This is a genomic window from Bartonella refiksaydamii (genome assembly GCF_902652675.1).
GTDB classification, from domain to species: Bacteria; Pseudomonadota; Alphaproteobacteria; order Rhizobiales; family Rhizobiaceae; genus Bartonella; species Bartonella refiksaydamii.
Genome location: NZ_LR736295.1, coordinates 1 through 18,316 on the forward strand (window position 1 = coordinate 1; position 18,316 = coordinate 18,316).

General features: G+C 35.9%; 14 protein-coding genes, 1 tRNA gene and 1 pseudogene. 8 read left to right on the forward strand and 8 right to left on the reverse strand.

Going from position 1 to position 18,316, the window contains the following annotated elements:
- Positions 1-160 precede the first annotated feature (160 nt).
- The 3 genes from GQO39_RS03720 to GQO39_RS03730 all read right to left on the reverse strand — a co-directional run bounded on the left by GQO39_RS03720 (position 161) and on the right by GQO39_RS03730 (position 1,966).
- Positions 161-1,063 (reverse strand): hypothetical protein, encoded by a 903-nt coding sequence (locus GQO39_RS03720; RefSeq protein WP_156851001.1) that lies wholly within the window; start codon positions 1,061-1,063, stop codon positions 161-163.
- Positions 1,044-1,256, reverse strand: a complete 213-nt coding sequence (locus tag GQO39_RS03725) for a hypothetical protein (protein WP_210349159.1) — start codon at positions 1,254-1,256, stop codon at positions 1,044-1,046. The genes GQO39_RS03720 and GQO39_RS03725 overlap by 20 nt, the downstream gene beginning before the upstream one ends.
- A gap of 398 nt (positions 1,257-1,654) precedes the next feature.
- Positions 1,655-1,966 (reverse strand): ATP-binding protein, encoded by a 312-nt coding sequence (locus tag GQO39_RS03730; RefSeq protein ID WP_156851003.1) that lies wholly within the window; start codon positions 1,964-1,966, stop codon positions 1,655-1,657.
- A gap of 309 nt (positions 1,967-2,275) precedes the next feature.
- Between GQO39_RS03730 and GQO39_RS09485 the strand changes: the two are divergent.
- Positions 2,276-2,634, forward strand: a pseudogene (locus GQO39_RS09485) (XRE family transcriptional regulator).
- 46 nt (positions 2,635-2,680) lie between these two features.
- On the opposite strand, the gene GQO39_RS03735 reads toward GQO39_RS09485, so the two are convergent.
- Positions 2,681-2,755, reverse strand: a tRNA-Glu gene (locus GQO39_RS03735).
- A gap of 1,681 nt (positions 2,756-4,436) precedes the next feature.
- Between GQO39_RS03735 and GQO39_RS03740 the strand changes: the two genes are divergently transcribed.
- Positions 4,437-5,747: a homoserine dehydrogenase gene (locus GQO39_RS03740; protein WP_156851004.1), complete on the forward strand. Its 1,311-nt coding sequence runs from the start codon at positions 4,437-4,439 to the stop codon at positions 5,745-5,747.
- A gap of 150 nt (positions 5,748-5,897) precedes the next feature.
- Entirely contained in the window at positions 5,898-6,884 is a 987-nt protein-coding gene (gene glpX, locus GQO39_RS03745; RefSeq protein WP_156851005.1) for a class II fructose-bisphosphatase, read from the forward strand.
- A gap of 127 nt (positions 6,885-7,011) precedes the next feature.
- On the opposite strand, the gene GQO39_RS03750 is transcribed toward glpX, so the two are convergent.
- On the reverse strand, positions 7,012-8,118 hold the full coding sequence (locus GQO39_RS03750) for a branched-chain amino acid aminotransferase (protein WP_156851006.1): 1,107 nt from the start codon (positions 8,116-8,118) through the stop codon (positions 7,012-7,014).
- Positions 8,119-8,421: 303 nt separating this feature from the next.
- On the opposite strand from GQO39_RS03750, the gene GQO39_RS03755 reads away from it, so the two are divergent.
- The gene (locus tag GQO39_RS03755) at positions 8,422-8,739 is read left to right on the forward strand and encodes a hypothetical protein (protein ID WP_156851007.1); all 318 of its coding nucleotides are present in this window, start codon (positions 8,422-8,424) and stop codon (positions 8,737-8,739) included.
- A 162-nt stretch (positions 8,740-8,901) separates the two neighbouring features.
- Here GQO39_RS03755 and GQO39_RS03760 read toward each other — a convergent pair whose 3' ends face one another.
- The 3 genes from GQO39_RS03760 to GQO39_RS03770 form a co-directional block, all read right to left on the reverse strand.
- On the reverse strand, positions 8,902-11,394 hold the full coding sequence (locus GQO39_RS03760) for an SPOR domain-containing protein (RefSeq protein WP_156851008.1): 2,493 nt from the start codon (positions 11,392-11,394) through the stop codon (positions 8,902-8,904).
- 155 nt (positions 11,395-11,549) lie between these two features.
- Positions 11,550-13,307 (reverse strand): arginine--tRNA ligase, encoded by a 1,758-nt coding sequence (gene argS / locus GQO39_RS03765; protein ID WP_156851009.1) that lies wholly within the window; start codon positions 13,305-13,307, stop codon positions 11,550-11,552.
- Positions 13,308-13,338: 31 nt separating this feature from the next.
- Positions 13,339-14,541 carry a deoxyguanosinetriphosphate triphosphohydrolase gene (locus tag GQO39_RS03770; protein WP_156851010.1) on the reverse strand — a complete coding sequence of 401 codons (1,203 nt, stop codon included), beginning with the start codon at positions 14,539-14,541 and terminating at the stop codon, positions 13,339-13,341.
- 106 nt (positions 14,542-14,647) lie between these two features.
- Between GQO39_RS03770 and GQO39_RS03775 the strand changes: the two genes are divergently transcribed.
- The 4 genes from GQO39_RS03775 to glmU are packed head-to-tail and all read left to right on the forward strand — an operon-like array spanning position 14,648 to position 18,197.
- Complete coding sequence (locus tag GQO39_RS03775; protein WP_007553811.1) at positions 14,648-14,971, forward strand: HesB/IscA family protein; 324 nt, start codon at positions 14,648-14,650, stop codon at positions 14,969-14,971.
- 12 nt (positions 14,972-14,983) lie between these two features.
- Complete coding sequence (locus GQO39_RS03780) at positions 14,984-16,000, forward strand: RgsD C-terminal domain-containing protein (RefSeq protein ID WP_246668514.1); 1,017 nt, start codon at positions 14,984-14,986, stop codon at positions 15,998-16,000.
- 44 nt (positions 16,001-16,044) lie between these two features.
- Positions 16,045-16,833 carry a cytochrome c biogenesis CcdA family protein gene (locus GQO39_RS03785; RefSeq protein WP_156851011.1) on the forward strand — a complete coding sequence of 263 codons (789 nt, stop codon included), beginning with the start codon at positions 16,045-16,047 and terminating at the stop codon, positions 16,831-16,833.
- Positions 16,834-16,847: 14 nt separating this feature from the next.
- Complete coding sequence (glmU, locus tag GQO39_RS03790) at positions 16,848-18,197, forward strand: bifunctional UDP-N-acetylglucosamine diphosphorylase/glucosamine-1-phosphate N-acetyltransferase GlmU (RefSeq protein ID WP_156851012.1); 1,350 nt, start codon at positions 16,848-16,850, stop codon at positions 18,195-18,197.
- Positions 18,198-18,316: the final 119 nt, after the last annotated feature.

Consider the following 18,316-nt stretch of genomic DNA (forward strand, 5'->3'; position numbering starts at 1 on the left):
ACAACAGCTGCTTCACGAGATGATTGAGACCTATCAAGGCTTAAAGATGATGTCATGCTTCATGAAGTGGTTAGCATTCATTGTCTTTATGTTCATTATCGATTTTGCACGCATTATGGACGCACTAGACAATATCTTCTCACATTTAAAACAGTGGTTTTCAAAGAATTGAAGAACAGAATACTTGACTGGCTTGCTTTGATCGATGGTGTAACAAATCCTTTTTAATAATATCCATAAAAGTGTTATTTCGTAATTTTGCGTTACTCAAAATAGTACGTAGAGACATAACTTGTACGCAAGCATTGAATTCAGACCAATAACACCGATAATATTTTCCTTCTGGAGAAAAAACTTTAGTAAAATTATTTGTAATAAGTAATACTTTTTCGTAAGGATCATCTACTTCAGCAATGAGATAGAGATACATCTCTGTAACACCAGCTCTTTGAAGAGTTTGAGCATAATACATTAATTGAGAAACGCCAGAATTTTTGTAATCTGCTGTGGGACTTTTAAACTCTATTAAAACAGCACGGTTTCTGTTATCAGAATCAAAATACAAAGCTATATCGGGTCGACTCCGTAATTCCTTACTATCTTTCTCAGAAGCGGGTAAAAGTAACTTAACCTCTGAAATAAATTTCTTTATTCTCTTCTCACTTTGTAAATAGCTGTAGCTCATTAAGTTGTCATCAAGTATCCACAAATTATTATTTTTCAGTGGTAAGGGTAAGGCTTTATCAGCAGTGCATTGTTGTGGGATAAATAAATTATGAATTTCTTTTTCTAGGGTTGTAGGTGTTAATAATTTAGAGAACTCATTCAGAATATTATCTCGGAATTGGATGTATTGAGTTAATTCTAGACTAGCAAAGTTTTGTGCTTTTTGTAAATTTTCTTCTGGCATTCCTTTGCCTTCACGAAGAGTTTTTCTGAATGCTAGTTTTCTTTTTGAATATTTTTTTTCGGCGTTTTCAATAAATGAATCTTCTTTGAAGACGCCCCCAATTACATCTTTTGTGTCTAGGAAGTTTACTAACTCAAGGATATTCTTCAGCATCTTTTGGGAAAAGAGCACTCTTTTTTTCTTTAATTTCTGGAAATCGGATATTAATTATTTCATCTAAAATTATCTCTAGTTTTTGATTAATATTCTCCCAAGTCAGTTGGGTTTCTAAGTCAGGATTTTTTTTATTAATCTCAAAATCATTCTGTTCATTATTAACATACTTATCAAAAATAGGCGATTCCAATAAAAATATCATCATCACATTGTTTATTGGATTGATATGTATAAATTCTGAAAAAGGTAGAACAGTATGATTATTAGCACAATAGAAAGCTTCTATTTTAGTATTAGAATTTGTGTTCTTTTCTCTAAGATTTCTACAGCTTCTAAATTTTTTATGTTCCTTACTTTATTTAAATCTTTTAAATTTTCTATATTATGTACATAAAAGTTAATTTGAATATTTTTTTCTTTTTGTAAAAAAGTAAAGGAAGTAGATGATAATAAATTTCGTTATGAACTAGGTTTATATCTAATCGATTTTTTTATAAGGGTTTTCAAGATATAAATGTGTAGTCCACCATTTGTCTTGTCTGCCATTTTCTTCGTTGAAAGAATCTTGTGTAAACTGTAGCATGAAATTCAGTGAAATTTGAAGATTTTCAAGTAAGTAATGCGTCCAACACCTTTACATCCTTCTTGAATTTTATAATCACTTTTATGGCTAGAGAAAGATTTGATATTGTCTTTTGTAAACCCATCTCCATTATCAAAAACGCTCATAGAAAAAACTGGTTGATTGTTCCACAAATTTGCATTGCTATAAAGTTGGAATAAAACATCAATTTTTGCTGCATGAGCTTGTACAGAGTTAACAATAGATTCTTTAAGAACTGTAACGATATTCGTTTTTGGAAAAAGATCGCCAATTATAGCATTAAGCTTGACAAGCATGAGTACACTAATATATTCTTAATTTATATATCTCATTGCAATATCTAAATTTTATGATGATATTAAATGCATTATTCCTGATAAAAAATTAATAATTCCTTACCGTAATGGATATTATATATGTTTGATAACGATTTTTGTATAGAGGTAGTGGATAATATCTCCACACGTTGAAAAAAATGACTAACCAAAATCTAAAAATTTTTGTTAGAGTCACAATGTATATTTATTCTTCTAATAGGATTTAGAACACCCTTTGGTAAAACCTTACGTAAACTTCACATTGATTATTCAGAATGCCTTTCCGATATAGCTGAGAAATTAAGCATATCTGTACCGTTTTTATCTTCTGTAGAGATTGGCAGGAAAGAGACTTGTTCGCCGGTAGGAAGAGAGGAAAAGATTATTGAAATCTACTCTTTAGATCAAGAAGCGGAAGAACTTTTGAGAAGATAGGCGGATATTTGTCGTAAGCATTTTACAATCAAGCCATTTAACTCGTTGAGTAGTGAAACTGTTGGCATGTTTGCAAGATCATTGAATAGTTTTCTACAAGAGGACTTAGAAAAATTAAAAAAACATTAGAAAAAGTTGGTAAAAAAATGAGCTTTGTAGAAGCATATCGGGAAATCCTATTCCAGAATTTTTATCTACATCCCGCACCTTAAAAAAGAATAAGTAAAATCAATGAGTTATTTGTAATAAAAAGTAACATGGTACGCCCAAGGGGAATCGAACCCCTGTTTCCGCCGTGAAAGGGCGGCGTCCTAACCGCTAGACGATGGGCGCAAACCAATGATGAGGCTTATAGAGAGGATCTGTTTACTTCGCAAGCCCTCTGCGTAATTTTTTTGAAAAAAACGCGTTTTATTGAATTATTTTCGAGTGTGTTTATGGTATTTTGGTCGAGATTGTTTTATTTTCTAGAGTTGAAAATATAGAGAATAATTATAATGGTTGATAAAAAAGTTTCTATGTTAATCATAATAGTCGGATGATATTTTTTATGCTTACCGTTTTGAGGAATAAGTAAAAATGATAAAAGCAGCATTTTAAATGGATCGGAGCTTTTGTATCATTTTAATTGTTTTTTTTGAGAGGTTTGTTTGGTACTTCATTTTTTCCAAGATCTTCTATGAAAGAAAGAGGTCTTCTAAAGTTTTGGGTAAAACTATAAGCTGCTACAGAGCAGTTTTTTTAAAATAGAACGATAAATACTCCTTGATAAGCTAAAAGATGATACGAATCATGCAAAAGCTGTCTTTACATTATAGATTGTAGATTCATTTCATTTGATAGAATGGAAAAAGTGCGCACCGTAAAATGAAAAAAATATTGCATCACATCAAAAGCAGAAGGGAAGTTAATTATCGCTTTTTTTCATTTTCATTTTTATGTGGTTGAATGAGAAATTTTTAGAAAAAGTGAAAGTTTACCGCTTATTTTTACATATCTGACACGTTTTTTAAAAAAACTGTTATACATGTGGAGAAACGATGCAGGTGCATCTAACTGGAGTGCGCAAATATTTTCAAGGTGTTGACGATAAGGTGATCTGAAATTTTGGATTTGTAAATGTTATTGTTATGCTATTCCGCGTAACGTTCTAGAGTTGAGTTGTGTACAAACCATATTTTCTGATTTCTGCTTTGGTGTAAAGTTTCACTTAGATATATAGGATATTAAGGCTTTTGGATTAAAGAAAAGATATTTTTAATATAGTTTAAGCTGTGCAACGCTAGAAAGAGATATGATATCCTTTGCTCATCCAGTTTGTTCTGTTCTCTTAATTTTTCATATGTAAGAGTGTTGTTTGTTCAATATGTGTTAAATTGGAGGAGGTATTTTTGCGTACACTCTACAAAATCTTCAATAGCCATTTGTTGATTGTTTTTTGATTTTTTTGTTTCTGCTAAAAATAAAGCTATCCTTATAATTTGTTGATGACAATCAGATCTGTAAATTTTGAAAGTTCTCACAGAAAGAATCTGCAATAATTTAGTTTATATGTGAAACATCTTTAATGTTAGGAGAGTAGATAAGTTTTTTTATTGGAAATGGATGATTGATAGTTTTTAATGCATATAAAGTCTTGATGAGATTATGGTGCACTTCTATTTTCATAAAAGTTATCGTTGCGAACGTTTACAAAATAATATTTCTGTATGTTGCTATTGTTTGAAAGATGTATAAAAAGCAATGTGTCGTTTGTAATTGAAAATTTTTAGTGTGTTTATTAGCCATCTTTAGTATCTGAAGAAGTATTTTTATGAAGGCTAATATCCTTTGAAAGAGATAAACATTTGTATTTTTAGGGGGGATTGAATGAGCTGTGTTGTTGTATTAAAGGAAAAATTAAATTGAAGAGAGTTGGAGATTTCTCTAGATTGTACTTAGTTGTAAGCATCATCTGCGTTGATTTGTGCGTTTTGTAAGTATTTTTCAGAAGATAGGGATGAGCGGTTAGATAATGGCAGAAGCTTTAAAAGTTGGCATTGCCGGTCTTGGTACGGTTGGTACTTCTGTTATTAGAATTCTACGCGAAAAAGCTAGTGATTTGGCTTACCAATGTGGACGACCAATCGAAATTGCTGCTGTTAGTGCGCGTGATCAGGGTCGTAATCGTGGAATTGATTTGAGTGGTGTGAAATGGTTTGATTCACCTGTAGATATGGCTGCTTCTGATGAGATTGATGTTTTTATTGAATTAATTGGTGGTGAATTAGATGTCGTATATGAAGCTGTTAAAAAGGCGCTTGAGGTCGGACATCATGTGGTTACTGCTAATAAAGCGCTTCTCGCTCGACATGGGGTGGAGTTTGCTTTAAGTGCAGAAAAAAAAGGCATTTTTCTTCATTTTGAAGCTGCTGTTGCTGGGGGAATTCCTATCATTAAAGCGATGAGGGAATCGCTTGTCGCTAATCGTATATCGCGGATTTATGGCATTCTCAATGGAACTTGCAATTATATATTAACACGCATGTTTACTGAAGGTCTTTCCTTTAAAGATTGTTTAGCAGATGCGCAGAAACTTGGTTATGCTGAAGCTGATCCCACTTTTGATATTGGAGGCCATGATACCGCTCATAAATTAGCTTTATTGACAAGTTTGGCATTTGGAACGGAGGTTTCATTAGATGACGTTTATGTTGAGGGAATTAGCAATATTTCGCAGATTGATATCCGTGCCGCTGATGAATTGGGTTATCGGATTAAGCTTTTAGGGGTTGCATTAGAAACCGATTCTGGAATCGAGCAACGTGTTCATCCGACAATGGTACCGACATCATCAATGATTGCGCAGATTCATGGTGTAACAAATGCTCTTTCTATTCAAAGTGATCTATTAGGTGAATTACTGTTTTCTGGTCCCGGTGCTGGAGGAGAAGCAACAGCATCAGCGGTTATTGGTGATTTGGCTGACATAGCAAAAGCACGTCCTGGTTTTCAATATGCACCTGTTTTAAGAAGTCCTGCATCGGGGCTTTTTCCTCATAAAAAAGCACGTATTTCTCAACATGCAGGTGGTTATTTTATTCGTTTAAATGTTCATGATCGTGCTGGTGTTTTTGCGGCAGTTGCAAGACATATGGCTGATAATCATATTTCATTAGAGTCGATTGTTCAAAGGTCTTTTGTAGAGAGTCAGATTGTAAAAACAATCATTTTAATAACGCATGAAACAACGGAAGTGAATGTACGACAAGCACTTGCCGCAATTGAAAAAGATGGTCATCTTATTGCAAAATCTCAGTTTATTCGTATCGAACCTATGGCGTAAAATTGATAATTTGATTTATAATGGCAAAGGGAGAAGCTTGAGTGTTTTTTTTCTTGTGGAAAGTTCTTATCTTTGCCAAAAGCTTTTTTCTTATTGCTTAGTAATAAATACGAGCGTTTTTCGTTAGTGCTCATTCGGTAGGATTTTTATATGCCCACAACCCAGAAGATTTTAAATGGACTTGATCGTATTCTAACACTTGAATTGGTACGTGTAACTGAACGCGCTGCTGTTGCAGCTGCACGCTGGCGCGGGCGTGGTGATGAAAAGGCTGCTGATCAAGCTGCTGTAGATGCTATGCGTCGCGAGCTTAATCGGTTACCCATAGATGGTACAGTGGTGATTGGCGAAGGTGAGCGCGATGAAGCTCCTATGCTTTATATTGGAGAAAAAGTGGGTCTTCAAAATGGACTGGCAATTGATATTGCACTTGATCCACTTGAGGGGACCACAATTTGTGCTAAAAATCTTGCTAATTCCCTAGCAGTAGTTGCAATTGCTGAAAAGGGGAATTTACTTTATGCTCCTGATGTTTATATGGAAAAAATTGCTATTGGTTCTGGTTATCCGAAGGGGATAGTTGATATAGATACCTCTCCTACGGATAATATTCATGCTCTTGCAAAAGCTAAAGGAGTTACTGTTAATCAGGTAACTGTTTGTATTATGGATCGGCCTCGCCATGAAAAACTAATTAATGAAGTGCGAAAAACGGGGGCATCAATTCGTTTAATTGGTGATGGAGATGTTGCAGCTGTTATTGATACGACCCATCCAGATGAAACGGGTATTGATATCTACATGGGGATTGGTGGAGCACCAGAGGGTGTACTAGCGGCTGCAGCCTTACGCTGTATTGGTGGACAGATGCAAGGGCGTTTGCAGCTTGATACAGAAGAAAAAATTGCACGTGCAATTAAAATGGGGATAGATAATCCCAATAAAGTTTATACAATGGAAGAAATGGCAAAGGGTGATGTGTTGTTTTCTGCAACGGGTGTAACGGATGGCAATATGCTTTCTGGTGTTAAATTTACTCCTCGTTATATTCAGACGGAGACTCTCGTGATGCGTTCACATACTGGTACAATTCGTAATATTAAAGCACAGCACAGGGATTATTCAAAATTTGATTAGCGCTTTTTTCCCTTGTCATTACTTAAGAAATAAAAGAAATACCGTTTTTAGAGAGTCCGCTTTTATAAAAATTTTAAGAGATGCCTTCATGGAAACATTGATTATGGTTTAAAAATATCTTTTATTGTTATGAGAGTTGGACAGAGTGCACCCAGCCATTTTTATCTTCTATATTGCCTTTTTGAAGGTCAACCAGTTGTGTGCGAAGTCTTTTTGTGACCTCACCAATCATTTCATTTCCGATGATTAATTCGCCACCTTTGTATTTGAAACGGCCAATTGATGTAATAACGGCTGCTGTACCACAGGCAAAAACTTCTTTAAGGTGACCACTTTGTGCATCTTCCTTGAGCGATTCAAAAGAATAAAGACGCTCTTCTATCGTTAACCCTATTTGTTGTGCTAACTGTAAAATTGAATGACGTGTTATTCCTGGAAGGATAGTACCATTGAGTGCAGGTGTTACAAGTGTATTATTTGCCATAATAAAGCAAACATTCATGCCGCCGAGTTCTTCAATCCACTTATGTTCGACCATATCAAGGAAAAGCACTTGGCTACAATTATTTTGTGTTGCACTGTTTTGTGCAAGTAAGCCTGCTGCATAGTTTCCACCACATTTGGCAGCGCCCGTGCCCCCTAGACCGGCACGGCTATAATCTGTTTCGATCCATACGCTAACAGATTTTTCTTCTCCTTTAAAATATGATCCAACAGGAGATGCTATTATACAGAAAATATATTCTTTAGAAGGGCGAACTCCCAAAAAATTTTCATTGCCAAACATGAAAGGGCGTATGTAAAGGCTTGCATTTGGAAGATCAGAAACCCATTTTTGATCAACTTTTACCAATTGGTTGACTGCCTCCAAAAAGATATCCTGTGGTAATTCCGGCATAGCTAAACGCTTCGCCGATTCTATAAAACGTTGTGCATTGGCATCAGGGCGGAATAACAAAATGCGTCCATCTTTTGCACGATATGCTTTTAAACCCTCAAAAATTTCCTGCCCATAATGCAAAACAGTACTTGCTGGGTTAATCTCTAAAGGTTTGTATGGAGAAATAACAGCGTTATGCCAACCTTTGGCTTCAGACCACTGGATGGTACACATGTGATCTGTAAAAAATTGACCAAAACCAGGACTTTTTAGAATTTCTTCACGGTTTCCGTCTGACAGAGGTGATGGGTGTTTTTCTATTTTAAACGGAAGCGATGATGTAAGAGATTTCATAAGTAAAACCTTTTGGGATGTGCTCTATTTCTACGTATTTTTTTCATTATAAAAAATAATGAGATACGTTTATTAAGACTTTATTACTAGCGAGTCATTTATGTCAATGATCTTATTATGGAAATAAAAGGAAAAGCTATTAAGAGATATTTTTGTTTCTGTTTTCATAATTCTTCTTCTCAATTTTATCACGTAATCTGGAACCTTTATACATAGTTATCGTTTTTCAAGATAAGTGTCTGAATAATTTTGTATGCATATCTTATAGCTTAAAGGTAGGGGCATTGAGAAAAGGAACTTACTATGATTGATAGAAATTACCACACATACGGGGAACGTACAGCTGCAGAAAAGAAAGATCGTGAACAGCGTAATTCGATTGGTAGAGGTATTCTTGCTATTCTTCTTGGAGTCGTTATTATCTGGTTCATTTTTGGCTTTTTAGGATCTTTTTTTGAAAAATCTCCTGAGCATATCTCTCACTATAATACTACAGAATCAAATCAAATGATAACAAGTCCGAGGAAAGATTTAAATCCAACATCTCCAGTACCTTATACCTATAAAGGCACGAGCTCGCCTTTATCTCATGAACAAAGTTCTTCAGAAGAAAGAATCTAACCTAGCATGGATCAAGGAGTGAAATTATTCCAAATGTATGAGCTAGAGAAATATAATAAGATTTTAACTCCTGAAGGTAATCGATGAGTTAATTAATGAGGATCACAATAAGAGGATCACAATAAATAGTGCAGCGGTTGTTAAAGCCGTCGCATTATTTATTTAGCGTGTGATGAAGCAGCTTCCTCCAGAATTTTTTATGTTTTCACAAAGGCTTATGGCATCATTCCGATTTTGCGTTTGAATACGTACACGATAATAGATTCCTTTCCCTGGTATGAGAGCAGAATGAATATTTAAAGGACGAGTGCCGATAAGGAATCCAAATCTGGACTTCATGTTTTTCAAAGAATCTCTAGCCAGTGCTTGGGTTGGTTGGGATGCAAGTTGTACGTAATAACTTTCTGAATTTTGTGTGGCTACTTGGCTTGGTGATGTTGGGCTAGAAGCAGTATGTGTTTGTGGTTCTGAGTTTCTCTCTGCATACGAAGGAAGTGGTATAACTTTTCCTTTAATACTAGAGGTAGAAGTGTTTTCAGCTATTATTCTATCGATATCATTCGTGAGATGATCTTCTATTTTTTTGTTGTCTATATCAGAATCATGTGAAGAAACAAGGGGAGTGTCTTGAAGTTGGTCTACAATAGTTTGATCAGTTGTTTCTTCTGATTCATCAGAATTTTTACTTTCTGTATGATGCATTGGCGCCAGTACAACTGTACCGTCTTGGTTTACAACAACAGTTTGAACTTCTCGCGTTGGAATGGTGTGATTGATGGCTTCTGTCACTGCATCTTCAACGTCAGATTCATCGAGAGAAGAGGATGAAAAATTTGTAGATTCTTGTTGGTTTAATTCTGCTAACTTTTCAGGTCGTTCAGAATTATCAATAAGAGATTGTTGTATGTTTTCTTGTTTTTCATTTTCTCCAGTTGTTTGTTTATAAATATCTAAATTATGTGTAACATCATTCTTCGTTTCCGTTGTTTCATGTTTGAATTTGAAAGGCGTATTGTCAGCATGGATAATGGGGGTGCTTTCATTTTTTTGTGGTGGTATAAAAAAATAGGAATAACCGGCAAAACCAATTGCTATTAAGATAAGAAGAACGACACTTTTGGTAAGAGCTTTACTAACAATAAAACTTTTTAATGGAGGGGTGGTTGACGCATGAGTGGGGATTTTATTTTTACCTTTGTATAACGAATCTTCAGGACAAGAGGAGGAATCATATCCCATACTGCCGGCGGGGAAATAGTTAGCATTTTGATCTTGGGAATTTGTATATGCACCTTCTCTTCGATTTTGCATGGTTTGATGAAAGATTTCATTGAAGATTTCATTTTGCTGTTGTTGGGGAAAATCTTCTTCTGGGATATTTCCTACATTGAATACATCAGCAAATTCTTCTTTTAAATTATCTGTCGGTACATCATATTCTGGGGCTTCATACGGAACTTCAGGAACCATAATTGGTCCAGTTTTTTCTACGATTTCCTCTGCAAATTTATAAGTATCGACATTCGGAGGGGGAGTATCTCTATGTGTGTAGTTATGAGAAAAAAAACTATTCTTTTGTGTCGTACTAAGGATTTCCGATGAGGGGGACATGCTATTTAAATTGTTTTGATCAGAGATGTTTTCAGCATTATTGACGTATTGGGCTTGAGCGTCACGGTATTCTAAAATTTCTGCAGCATCAATTTTTTGTTCTGAAAATTTTTCTTCGTAAAACTGTGGATAATCAGGAGTATAAACTCTTTGCGAAAAGCTTTTTGAATCAAACTGCTTGTCGATGTGCGCTGAATCTAAAGATGATGGAATATCACTTGTTGTTTCATTTCTTGCTGTGTTTTGTCTCTCTGAAATAATATCAGAAGATGAGAAAGACATATTTGTATCCGTAGAAGGAAAAGAGACGTCAGTATAATGTTCGTTAACCCAATTCTGTTGATTAGCTGAAACTTTATACGGATGATTTACAGGAGCATCGTAGAAGTTGTTATTATCGTCATAATTTCGTTGTATGTGAGGGATATTCGCTTGTTGTGAGGCTGTTTGTGAAAAATGGTCGGATTGTTCAGCGGGTTCTGTAGTAACGCCTTTATTATTGCGTTTATCAGCTTCATCAAAAAAGAGATTTTCTGATTGGGTACTAAAATCACTTTCTTCAAAAAAAGGGTCCCTGCTAATTGGTGTAGCACTATTTTGAGGTGATTGATTCTTTTGAATAGGTAATGGGGAAAGCGAATCTAAAATTTTTTCTTCATCGTGACTTATAGGTAAAGAATGTACTCCTTCAGACAAAAAGCTATTTTGTTCTGGATAGTTAAAAGAAGTAGTTCGAGCAATATTTGAAGTTAGTTCATTGCTGCTTGTGTGTAAATTCTGTTGCTTTTTTTGATCATCAAAGGGCAAGTCATGCGTTAAACTATTTTCAAGTTCTGCCTCTAGAAAGGATAAATCAAAATTGTCATCATGATATGAAGTTTTAGGAGGATGAGGTACTGATCGATCAGTTTGTAGAGAAGATTGATCGTTTTGGTCTTTGCTCTGTTTGTACGGATTAAAAATTCGCGTAAGCCTCTCTAAAGGATCATGGTGTTCATGATCTTTTTTTATTTCGCGTGGATTCTTGCGATTGTTATCGCTCATAGCTTTTCTCACATAATGATTTGCATTTGCGTGCAATAAATGGTTAATTTTGATTTATTATTATCTTAAAATTATAAATTCCCTCCCTCCTATGACAGGGATATATGAAAAAGTTTATTAATAAGGTACTTATTTTATGTATTTAGAGAACTTTTTCAACGCATTTCTGTTGATGCTTCTATTCCTATAATTGTAAGCCCTGATGATAAAATATTCATGATAGCTTGTATCAATCCCAGTCTGGCAAGTGATAGTTCTGTATCATCAGGCTGAATAAAGCGTAAGTAGAGATTATCACTTCCTTTATTCCAATGAGCATGAAAATTGGAAGCAAGGTCATAGAGATAAAACGCTAATCGATGTGGTTCTTTATGAATTACAGCTTGTTCAATGATGCGTGGATATTCAGCAAGTTTGCGTATTAGGGATATTTCATTATCATCTGTTAATCTGTTAAGGTGGAGGATCATGGTCTCTTTTGAAAAATTTTTAATATGAAGGACTTCTTGTGCTTGACGAAAGATTGAGTGACAACGTGCACTGGCATATTGCACATAAAAAATAGGGTTATCTTTTGATTGTTCTGTTACTTTCTCAAAATCAAAATCAAGAGGTGCTTCACATTTACGGTATAGCATCATAAAACGCACAGAATCACAGCCTACTTCTTCCACAACATCACGCAAGGTGACAAATGATCCTGCTCTTTTTGACATACGCACAGGTTGATTGTTGCGAAAGAGCCTTACTAATTGACATAAGAAAACGCTCAATTTGGCTTTATCGCCAGAAATCGCTTTTGCCATCGCTTCTAGCCGCTTTACATAACCAGCATGATCTGCACCTAAAATATAAATCATTTCATCAAAATGACGATTGAATTTATCACGAAAATAAGCAACATCAGCAGCAAAATAAGTATAAGAACCGTCAGATTTAACTAAAACACGGTCTTGATCATCTCCAACATCCGTTGAACGGAACAAAGTTTGTTCGCTTGGTTCCCAGTCTTCTGTATTTTGTCCTTTTGGTGGTGGAAGCTTTCCTTTGTAAATATAACCATTTAAAGTAAGGTCATTAATTGTATTACGAATAGCCCGCGCATTATCTGCATAAAGCATACGCTCAGAAAAAAAGATATCATGATAAATATTAAGAGTAGCCAAATCTTCGCGAATCATTAACATCATCGCATGAATAGCACGCTCTTTCACGATAGCTAAAGATTCATCTTTATCCATAGTGAGTAATTGATCACCAAATTCTTGAACAAGCGATTGTCCCAATGGGATCAGATATTCACCAGGATAGAGTCCGTCTGGAATTTCATTAATTTTTTGTCCAAGAGCTTCGCGGTAACGCAACAGTACGGAGTGGGCGAGTACTTCAATTTGTTTACCAGCATCATTGATGTAATATTCTTTTGTAATGTTATAGCCGACAAATTGCAGCAAATTGCAAAGAACATCTCCAACAACGGCACCTCGGCAATGCCCCACATGCATCGGTCCTGTCGGATTTGCTGATACATACTCAACATTGATGCGTTTTCCCTGTCCCATTGGCATACGACCGTAAGAGACACCTAATTCAAGCATGGATTTTATTGCATCTTGCCAAAATGATTTTGTAAGTTTGATGTTGATAAAACCAGGGCCGGCAACATCAATACAATCGATAGAAGGATCATTTTTAAGAAGTTCTACGATCTTCTCTGCAAGTATACGAGGGCTAAGTCCAATAGACTTTGCAAGCACCATAGCAGCATTTGTTGATAAATGTCCGTGTGAAGAATCACGTGGGGGATCAACAGTGATTTTTGATAAATCTAAATCTCCTCCATTTTTTCCTTTCATATCAGATAGTTTAAGAGATTTTTTAATTTTTTTCTCGAAGTTTTTAAAGACATTCATATTCAACTTCCATCATGGTATTCAAAAGCAATTAAATGAAATTACCTGTATGGTCAAATAAACGGTGATATTCGCGTAGAGCATAGTGATCGGTCATACCTGATAGAAAGTCAGCAATAAGACGTGCCAACTCCTGATTTGTCAAGTGAGCTGTTTTGCTGCACCAACTTTCAGGCATTGTATTCGGATTTTCATAATAACAGTCGAATAATTTTTGTACAATGCATTTTGCCGCATTGCGACGATTGAGGACTTGATCATGGTAATAAAGATTTTTAAACAGAAAATCCTTTAGTTCTTTTTCGTAAACGGTCATTGTGGGCGAAAAGGTAATAATGGTTTGTTTTGCTTGGTGAATATCCCTGATGCTTGTTGGTTTGAGGCGCGTTAAGTTTTCTTGTGATTGTTTGATAACATCTTCAACCATGGTTGTTATCTGTCTTCGTACAAGTGTGTAACCGCGCCGATTTTGATCGAGCTGTGGGTGTTCGTCCGTTATATCTTTTAATAATGCTGCTGTCAGTGAGATATGTTCGAACTGATCGAGTGTTAAAAATTGCGAACGTAAACCATCATCGATATCATGCGCATTGTAAGCAATATCATCAGCAATAGCAGCACATTGTGCTTCTAGTCCAGCAAAACAGTCGAGCTCAAGATCCTGCTTTGCATTGTATTGTAGAATATCGATTGGAACATCTTTGCTGTTTGCATAAGGACCTAGAAGAGGACCATTGTGCTTTACAAGTCCTTCGAGTGTTTCCCAAGTAAGGTTAAGTCCATCAAAATTTGCATAACGCTGTTCCAGCTTTGTGACAATGCGTAACGCTTGTGCATTATGGTCAAAACCGCCATAAGGTGCCATTGCTTCATTAAGGGCATCTTCTCCTGCGTGGCCGAAAGGCGTATGCCCAAAGTCGTGAACAAGAGCAATGGCTTCGGCAAGGTCTTCATCAAGACAGAGTGCGCGGGCTAATGTTCGTGCAATTTGAGAAACCTCTATTGAATGCGTCAGTCGCGTACGATAATGGTCGCTTTCATCAGCAATAAATACTTGAGTTTTATGTTTAAGGCGCCGAAATGCATTAGAATGAATAATACGATCTCTGTCTCGTTGAAAAGGTGATCGCATAGTATTCATAGTTTCATGGAATAATCTACCACGGCTTGTTTGCGGGTTAGTACTATAGACCGCTCGAGATTGGTAATTGAAATTGATATTGTTTATATCCATTGCAAGCTGTCCATTCTCATCCTAAATTAGGATTGGTTTATACTTAGTAAACTTCTCTTGAGTTTGGGATACTCTTTCTTGATAGTTTAATGCAAGGATATATAAAATGGGTGTGAATATTTCAGATGTTGCTGCCAAACGGATTGCACAGATACTTTTGAGTGAACCCGATAAAATAGGATTACGTATTTCTGTTGAAGGTGGTGGGTGTTCGGGTTTTTCTTATAAATACAATTTGGTTTCTGAAGTGGGCGAAGATGATCTCATTTTAAAAAAAGATGGGGCGGTTGTCTTTATTGATTCACTATCACTTCCCTTCATAGAAGGAGCTGAAATTGATTTTGTTGACGATCTTATGGGACAGTCTTTTCAAATTCATAATCCCAATGTTGTTTCATCATGCGGTTGCGGTGTGAGTTTTTCAATTTAGAATAGCGGTTTTGTGATATTGATTCTTGAAAAGATTATTACTTTGGTAGACAATGCAAAAATGGGCACTCTTACGAAAATATTAGGTCGGTGTTTGTGGTTATGTGTAACGCTTGTCTTATTGTTCTTTAACGATTGTGTATTTTCAGAAGAGGGAAAAGAGCAATATTATTCACAAAAACAATCAACAAATATTATTTTAAAACCTCAAGATCACGAAAAAGAGGATTTAGTTTCTCAGTCTAGCCTCATATTGCATGCTCGATTAAAAAATAGCAATGAAGATATTGTGAAAGGGCTCGTATGGCGGATTTATGCTCCTATCTTAGGGGTTGATGATAAATTACCGCTGATTGCAACTTATGAAGGAGGGAGCGCGCGTTTTGATTTAGAACCAGGGAGTTATCTTGTTCATCTCTCATTTGGTCACGTGGGTGCGGTGGATTATGTAAATTTAGAAAGTGGGCAAAGTCTTGTTAAAAATTTTAACCTTGATGCTGGGGGGGTTATTTTAAATACTACACTATTGAATGGCACAATCAATGAAAAGGAGCTCCGTTTCACTATCTATGAGGATGAAAAAGAAAATGATGATACTGGCGTAATTTTATCAAATGTTAAACCTCAGTCAATTGTGCGTTTGAAAGCAGGTCGCTATCATGTTGCTTCCCATTATGGTTCCATTAATGCTATTGTTCGTTCAGATATCCAAGTGGATGCGGGTAAAATTACAGAAGTTATTCTTGAACATCAAGCAGCTCAAATCGTTTTAAAGTTGGTACGGCAAGAAGGAGCGGAAGCGCTTGCAGATACAAGTTGGTCTATTACGAATGATTCTGGTGATATTATTTACGAAACAGTTGGTGCTTATGTTTCGCTTGTGTTAGCGGAGGGCGAGTATATTGCGATTGCTAAAAATAAAGATAAAATTTATCAAAAAGTTTTTTCAGTTGTCTCTGGCCACGATGAAGATATAAGTGTGGTGGCGGATGCAAAAAGTATGCAACAAATTGATGAAGGAATGGATTGATAATTGTTCATCGATATGACTGGTAATGGGAAACGGATAGAGATTTGGTTGTAGAAATTTCAACAGTTGGTGTATTTTTTGCTGGTGCGTTATCTTTTTTATCACCATGTGTTTTGCCGTTAGTTCCTCCTTATTTGTGCTATATGGCAGGGATTGTTATTAACGATTTTTGTTCAGAAAAGCATGAGGGAGAAGTGTTTGTACGGCGGGCACTTTTATCTTCTGTTATTGCTTTTGTGCTAGGTTTTACAACCGTTTTTGTTGTTTTAGGTGCTAGTGCAAGTACAATTGGTAGGTTCGTTGGTTATTATCGTGATTGGTTTGCGTTTGCTGCTGGTGTTACCATTATTATTTTGGGTTTAAATTTTTGGGGACTTTTTAAGATTGCTTTTTTGTTTCGTGAAGCGCGTTTTCAAACACGCAATATACCTGCTGGGCCTTTAGGAGCTTACGTTATTGGTTTAGCTTTTGCATTTGGTTGGACACCGTGTATTGGGCCGATTTTAGGACCTGTCATAACTCTTGCTGGAACAAAAGAAACTGTAGGCGAGGGGGCTGTCCTTTTAGGGATTTATGCGTTAGGTCTTGGTGTGCCTTTTGTTCTAGCGGCTTTATTTTCAAGCAGTTTTATGAAATTTTTAGGAGCTTTTCGTATTCATTTAGGAAAAGTTGAAAAAATTATTGGGATTTTTTTGGTTGTTACGGGTGTTTTGTTTTTGACAGGCTCTATGCAGGGGTTTTCATTTTGGCTTTTGGAACATTATCCTTCGTTGAATGATATTGAAGGCGTTCGTTGGCATGATATTGTGCATTTTTTTGGATTTTCTCGTTAGTTTTATGTGGTTTTATGGTTAGAAATTGTCTTTCTATTATTCTTGCAGCAGGTGAGGGGACGCGTATGAAGTCGTCTCTTCCTAAAGTGCTTCATAAAATTGCTGGACTGCCTCTTATATGCCATGTCATAAAACAAATAGAATTGGTAGGCATTTCACAATTAGCAGTCGTTGTAGGGTTTGGTGCTAAAGATGTTATGGAAACTGTTCAATCATTTGTAAAAAATGCAATGATTTTTGAACAACAAGAACGTTTTGGAACTGCGCATGCTGTTCTTTCTGCACGTTTAGCTTTGCAAAAAGAGGTTGATGATATTCTTATTGTTTTTGGAGATACTCCTTTAATTGAGAAAGATTCATTGCTACAAATCCGTGCGCAACTTGCTGATGGAGCAGATGTTGTTGTTGCTGGTTTCCATGCTCCAGATCCAACGGGTTATGGTCGCCTTCTTGAGAAGAATGGGAAACTTATCGCGATTGTAGAAGAAAAAGATGCTAACGATGAAGAAAAAAAGATCTCTTTTTGTAATGGTGGCATATTTGCTCTTCAGGGAAAGCATGCGCTTTCTCTGTTAGAGAGGGTTCGTAATGATAACATGAAGAGAGAATATTACCTGACAGATATTGTATCTATTGCAGCCCATGAAGGGCTGGATGTTCGTGTTGTTGAAGTACCTTTTGATAATGTTGTAGGAATTAATAATTGTTTTGAGCTTTTTGAAGCTGATTCTTTATGGCAAAAACGTAAGGCGCGCGATTTAATGTTGTCTGGTGTTACCATTCTTAAACCGGAAAGTGTTTATTTTTCTTATGATACAGAGATTCAACCAGGAGTAGTGATTGAGCCAAATGTTTATTTTGGTCCTGGAGTAAAAGTACAATCTGGTGCAGTTATTTATGCATTTAGTTATTTGGAGGGCGCTGTTGTTGGTATGAATGCGCGGATCGGACCTTATGCGCGTTTGCGTCCTGGAACAGAGTTAGCATCCTCAGTAAAGATTGGAAATTTTTGTGAAATCAAAAAGGCGAAGATAGGAGTGTCCTCTAAAATTAATCATTTAAGCTATATTGGTGATGCGGAAATTGGTGCACATACCAATATTGGAGCTGGTACTATCACTTGTAATTATGATGGATTTCACAAATATAAAATTACAATTGGTGACCATGCTTTTATTGGATCTAATTCAGCACTTGTTTCTCCATTGATGATAGGAAGTGGTTCTTATATTGCTTCAGGAAGTGTTATCACTGAAAATGTTCCCACAAATAGTATGGCTTTGGGGCGTGCGCGACAAGTGATAAAAGAAAATTATGCAACAAAATTTCGTGCACGTTTATCAGGACATGAAAAGAAAAAGTGATCATTTTTAGTTTATTTCCTCGCGTTATGTTGACCTAATAATTGCGTAGGCAACTTATTTTTAAGTATTGCCTTACTCTATATTTGGTTTATCTGATATCTTAATGTTTTGAATGAAAA

What these genes read in the sequence shown, in the direction of transcription:
- GQO39_RS03720 (WP_156851001.1), bottom strand. Translation starts at nt 1,063, where the DNA reads ATGCTGAAGAATATCCTTGAGTTAGTAAACTTCCTAGACACAAAAGAT.
- GQO39_RS03730 (WP_156851003.1), bottom strand. Translation starts at nt 1,966, where the DNA reads ATGCTTGTCAAGCTTAATGCTATAATTGGCGATCTTTTTCCAAAAACG.
- GQO39_RS03740 (WP_156851004.1), top strand. Translation starts at nt 4,437, where the DNA reads ATGGCAGAAGCTTTAAAAGTTGGCATTGCCGGTCTTGGTACGGTTGGT.
- glpX (WP_156851005.1), top strand. Translation starts at nt 5,898, where the DNA reads ATGCCCACAACCCAGAAGATTTTAAATGGACTTGATCGTATTCTAACA.
- GQO39_RS03750 (WP_156851006.1), bottom strand. Translation starts at nt 8,118, where the DNA reads ATGAAATCTCTTACATCATCGCTTCCGTTTAAAATAGAAAAACACCCA.
- GQO39_RS03755 (WP_156851007.1), top strand. Translation starts at nt 8,422, where the DNA reads ATGATTGATAGAAATTACCACACATACGGGGAACGTACAGCTGCAGAA.
- GQO39_RS03760 (WP_156851008.1), bottom strand. Translation starts at nt 11,394, where the DNA reads ATGAGCGATAACAATCGCAAGAATCCACGCGAAATAAAAAAAGATCAT.
- argS (WP_156851009.1), bottom strand. Translation starts at nt 13,307, where the DNA reads ATGAATGTCTTTAAAAACTTCGAGAAAAAAATTAAAAAATCTCTTAAA.
- GQO39_RS03770 (WP_156851010.1), bottom strand. Translation starts at nt 14,541, where the DNA reads ATGGATATAAACAATATCAATTTCAATTACCAATCTCGAGCGGTCTAT.
- GQO39_RS03775 (WP_007553811.1), top strand. Translation starts at nt 14,648, where the DNA reads ATGGGTGTGAATATTTCAGATGTTGCTGCCAAACGGATTGCACAGATA.
- glmU (WP_156851012.1), top strand. Translation starts at nt 16,848, where the DNA reads ATGGTTAGAAATTGTCTTTCTATTATTCTTGCAGCAGGTGAGGGGACG.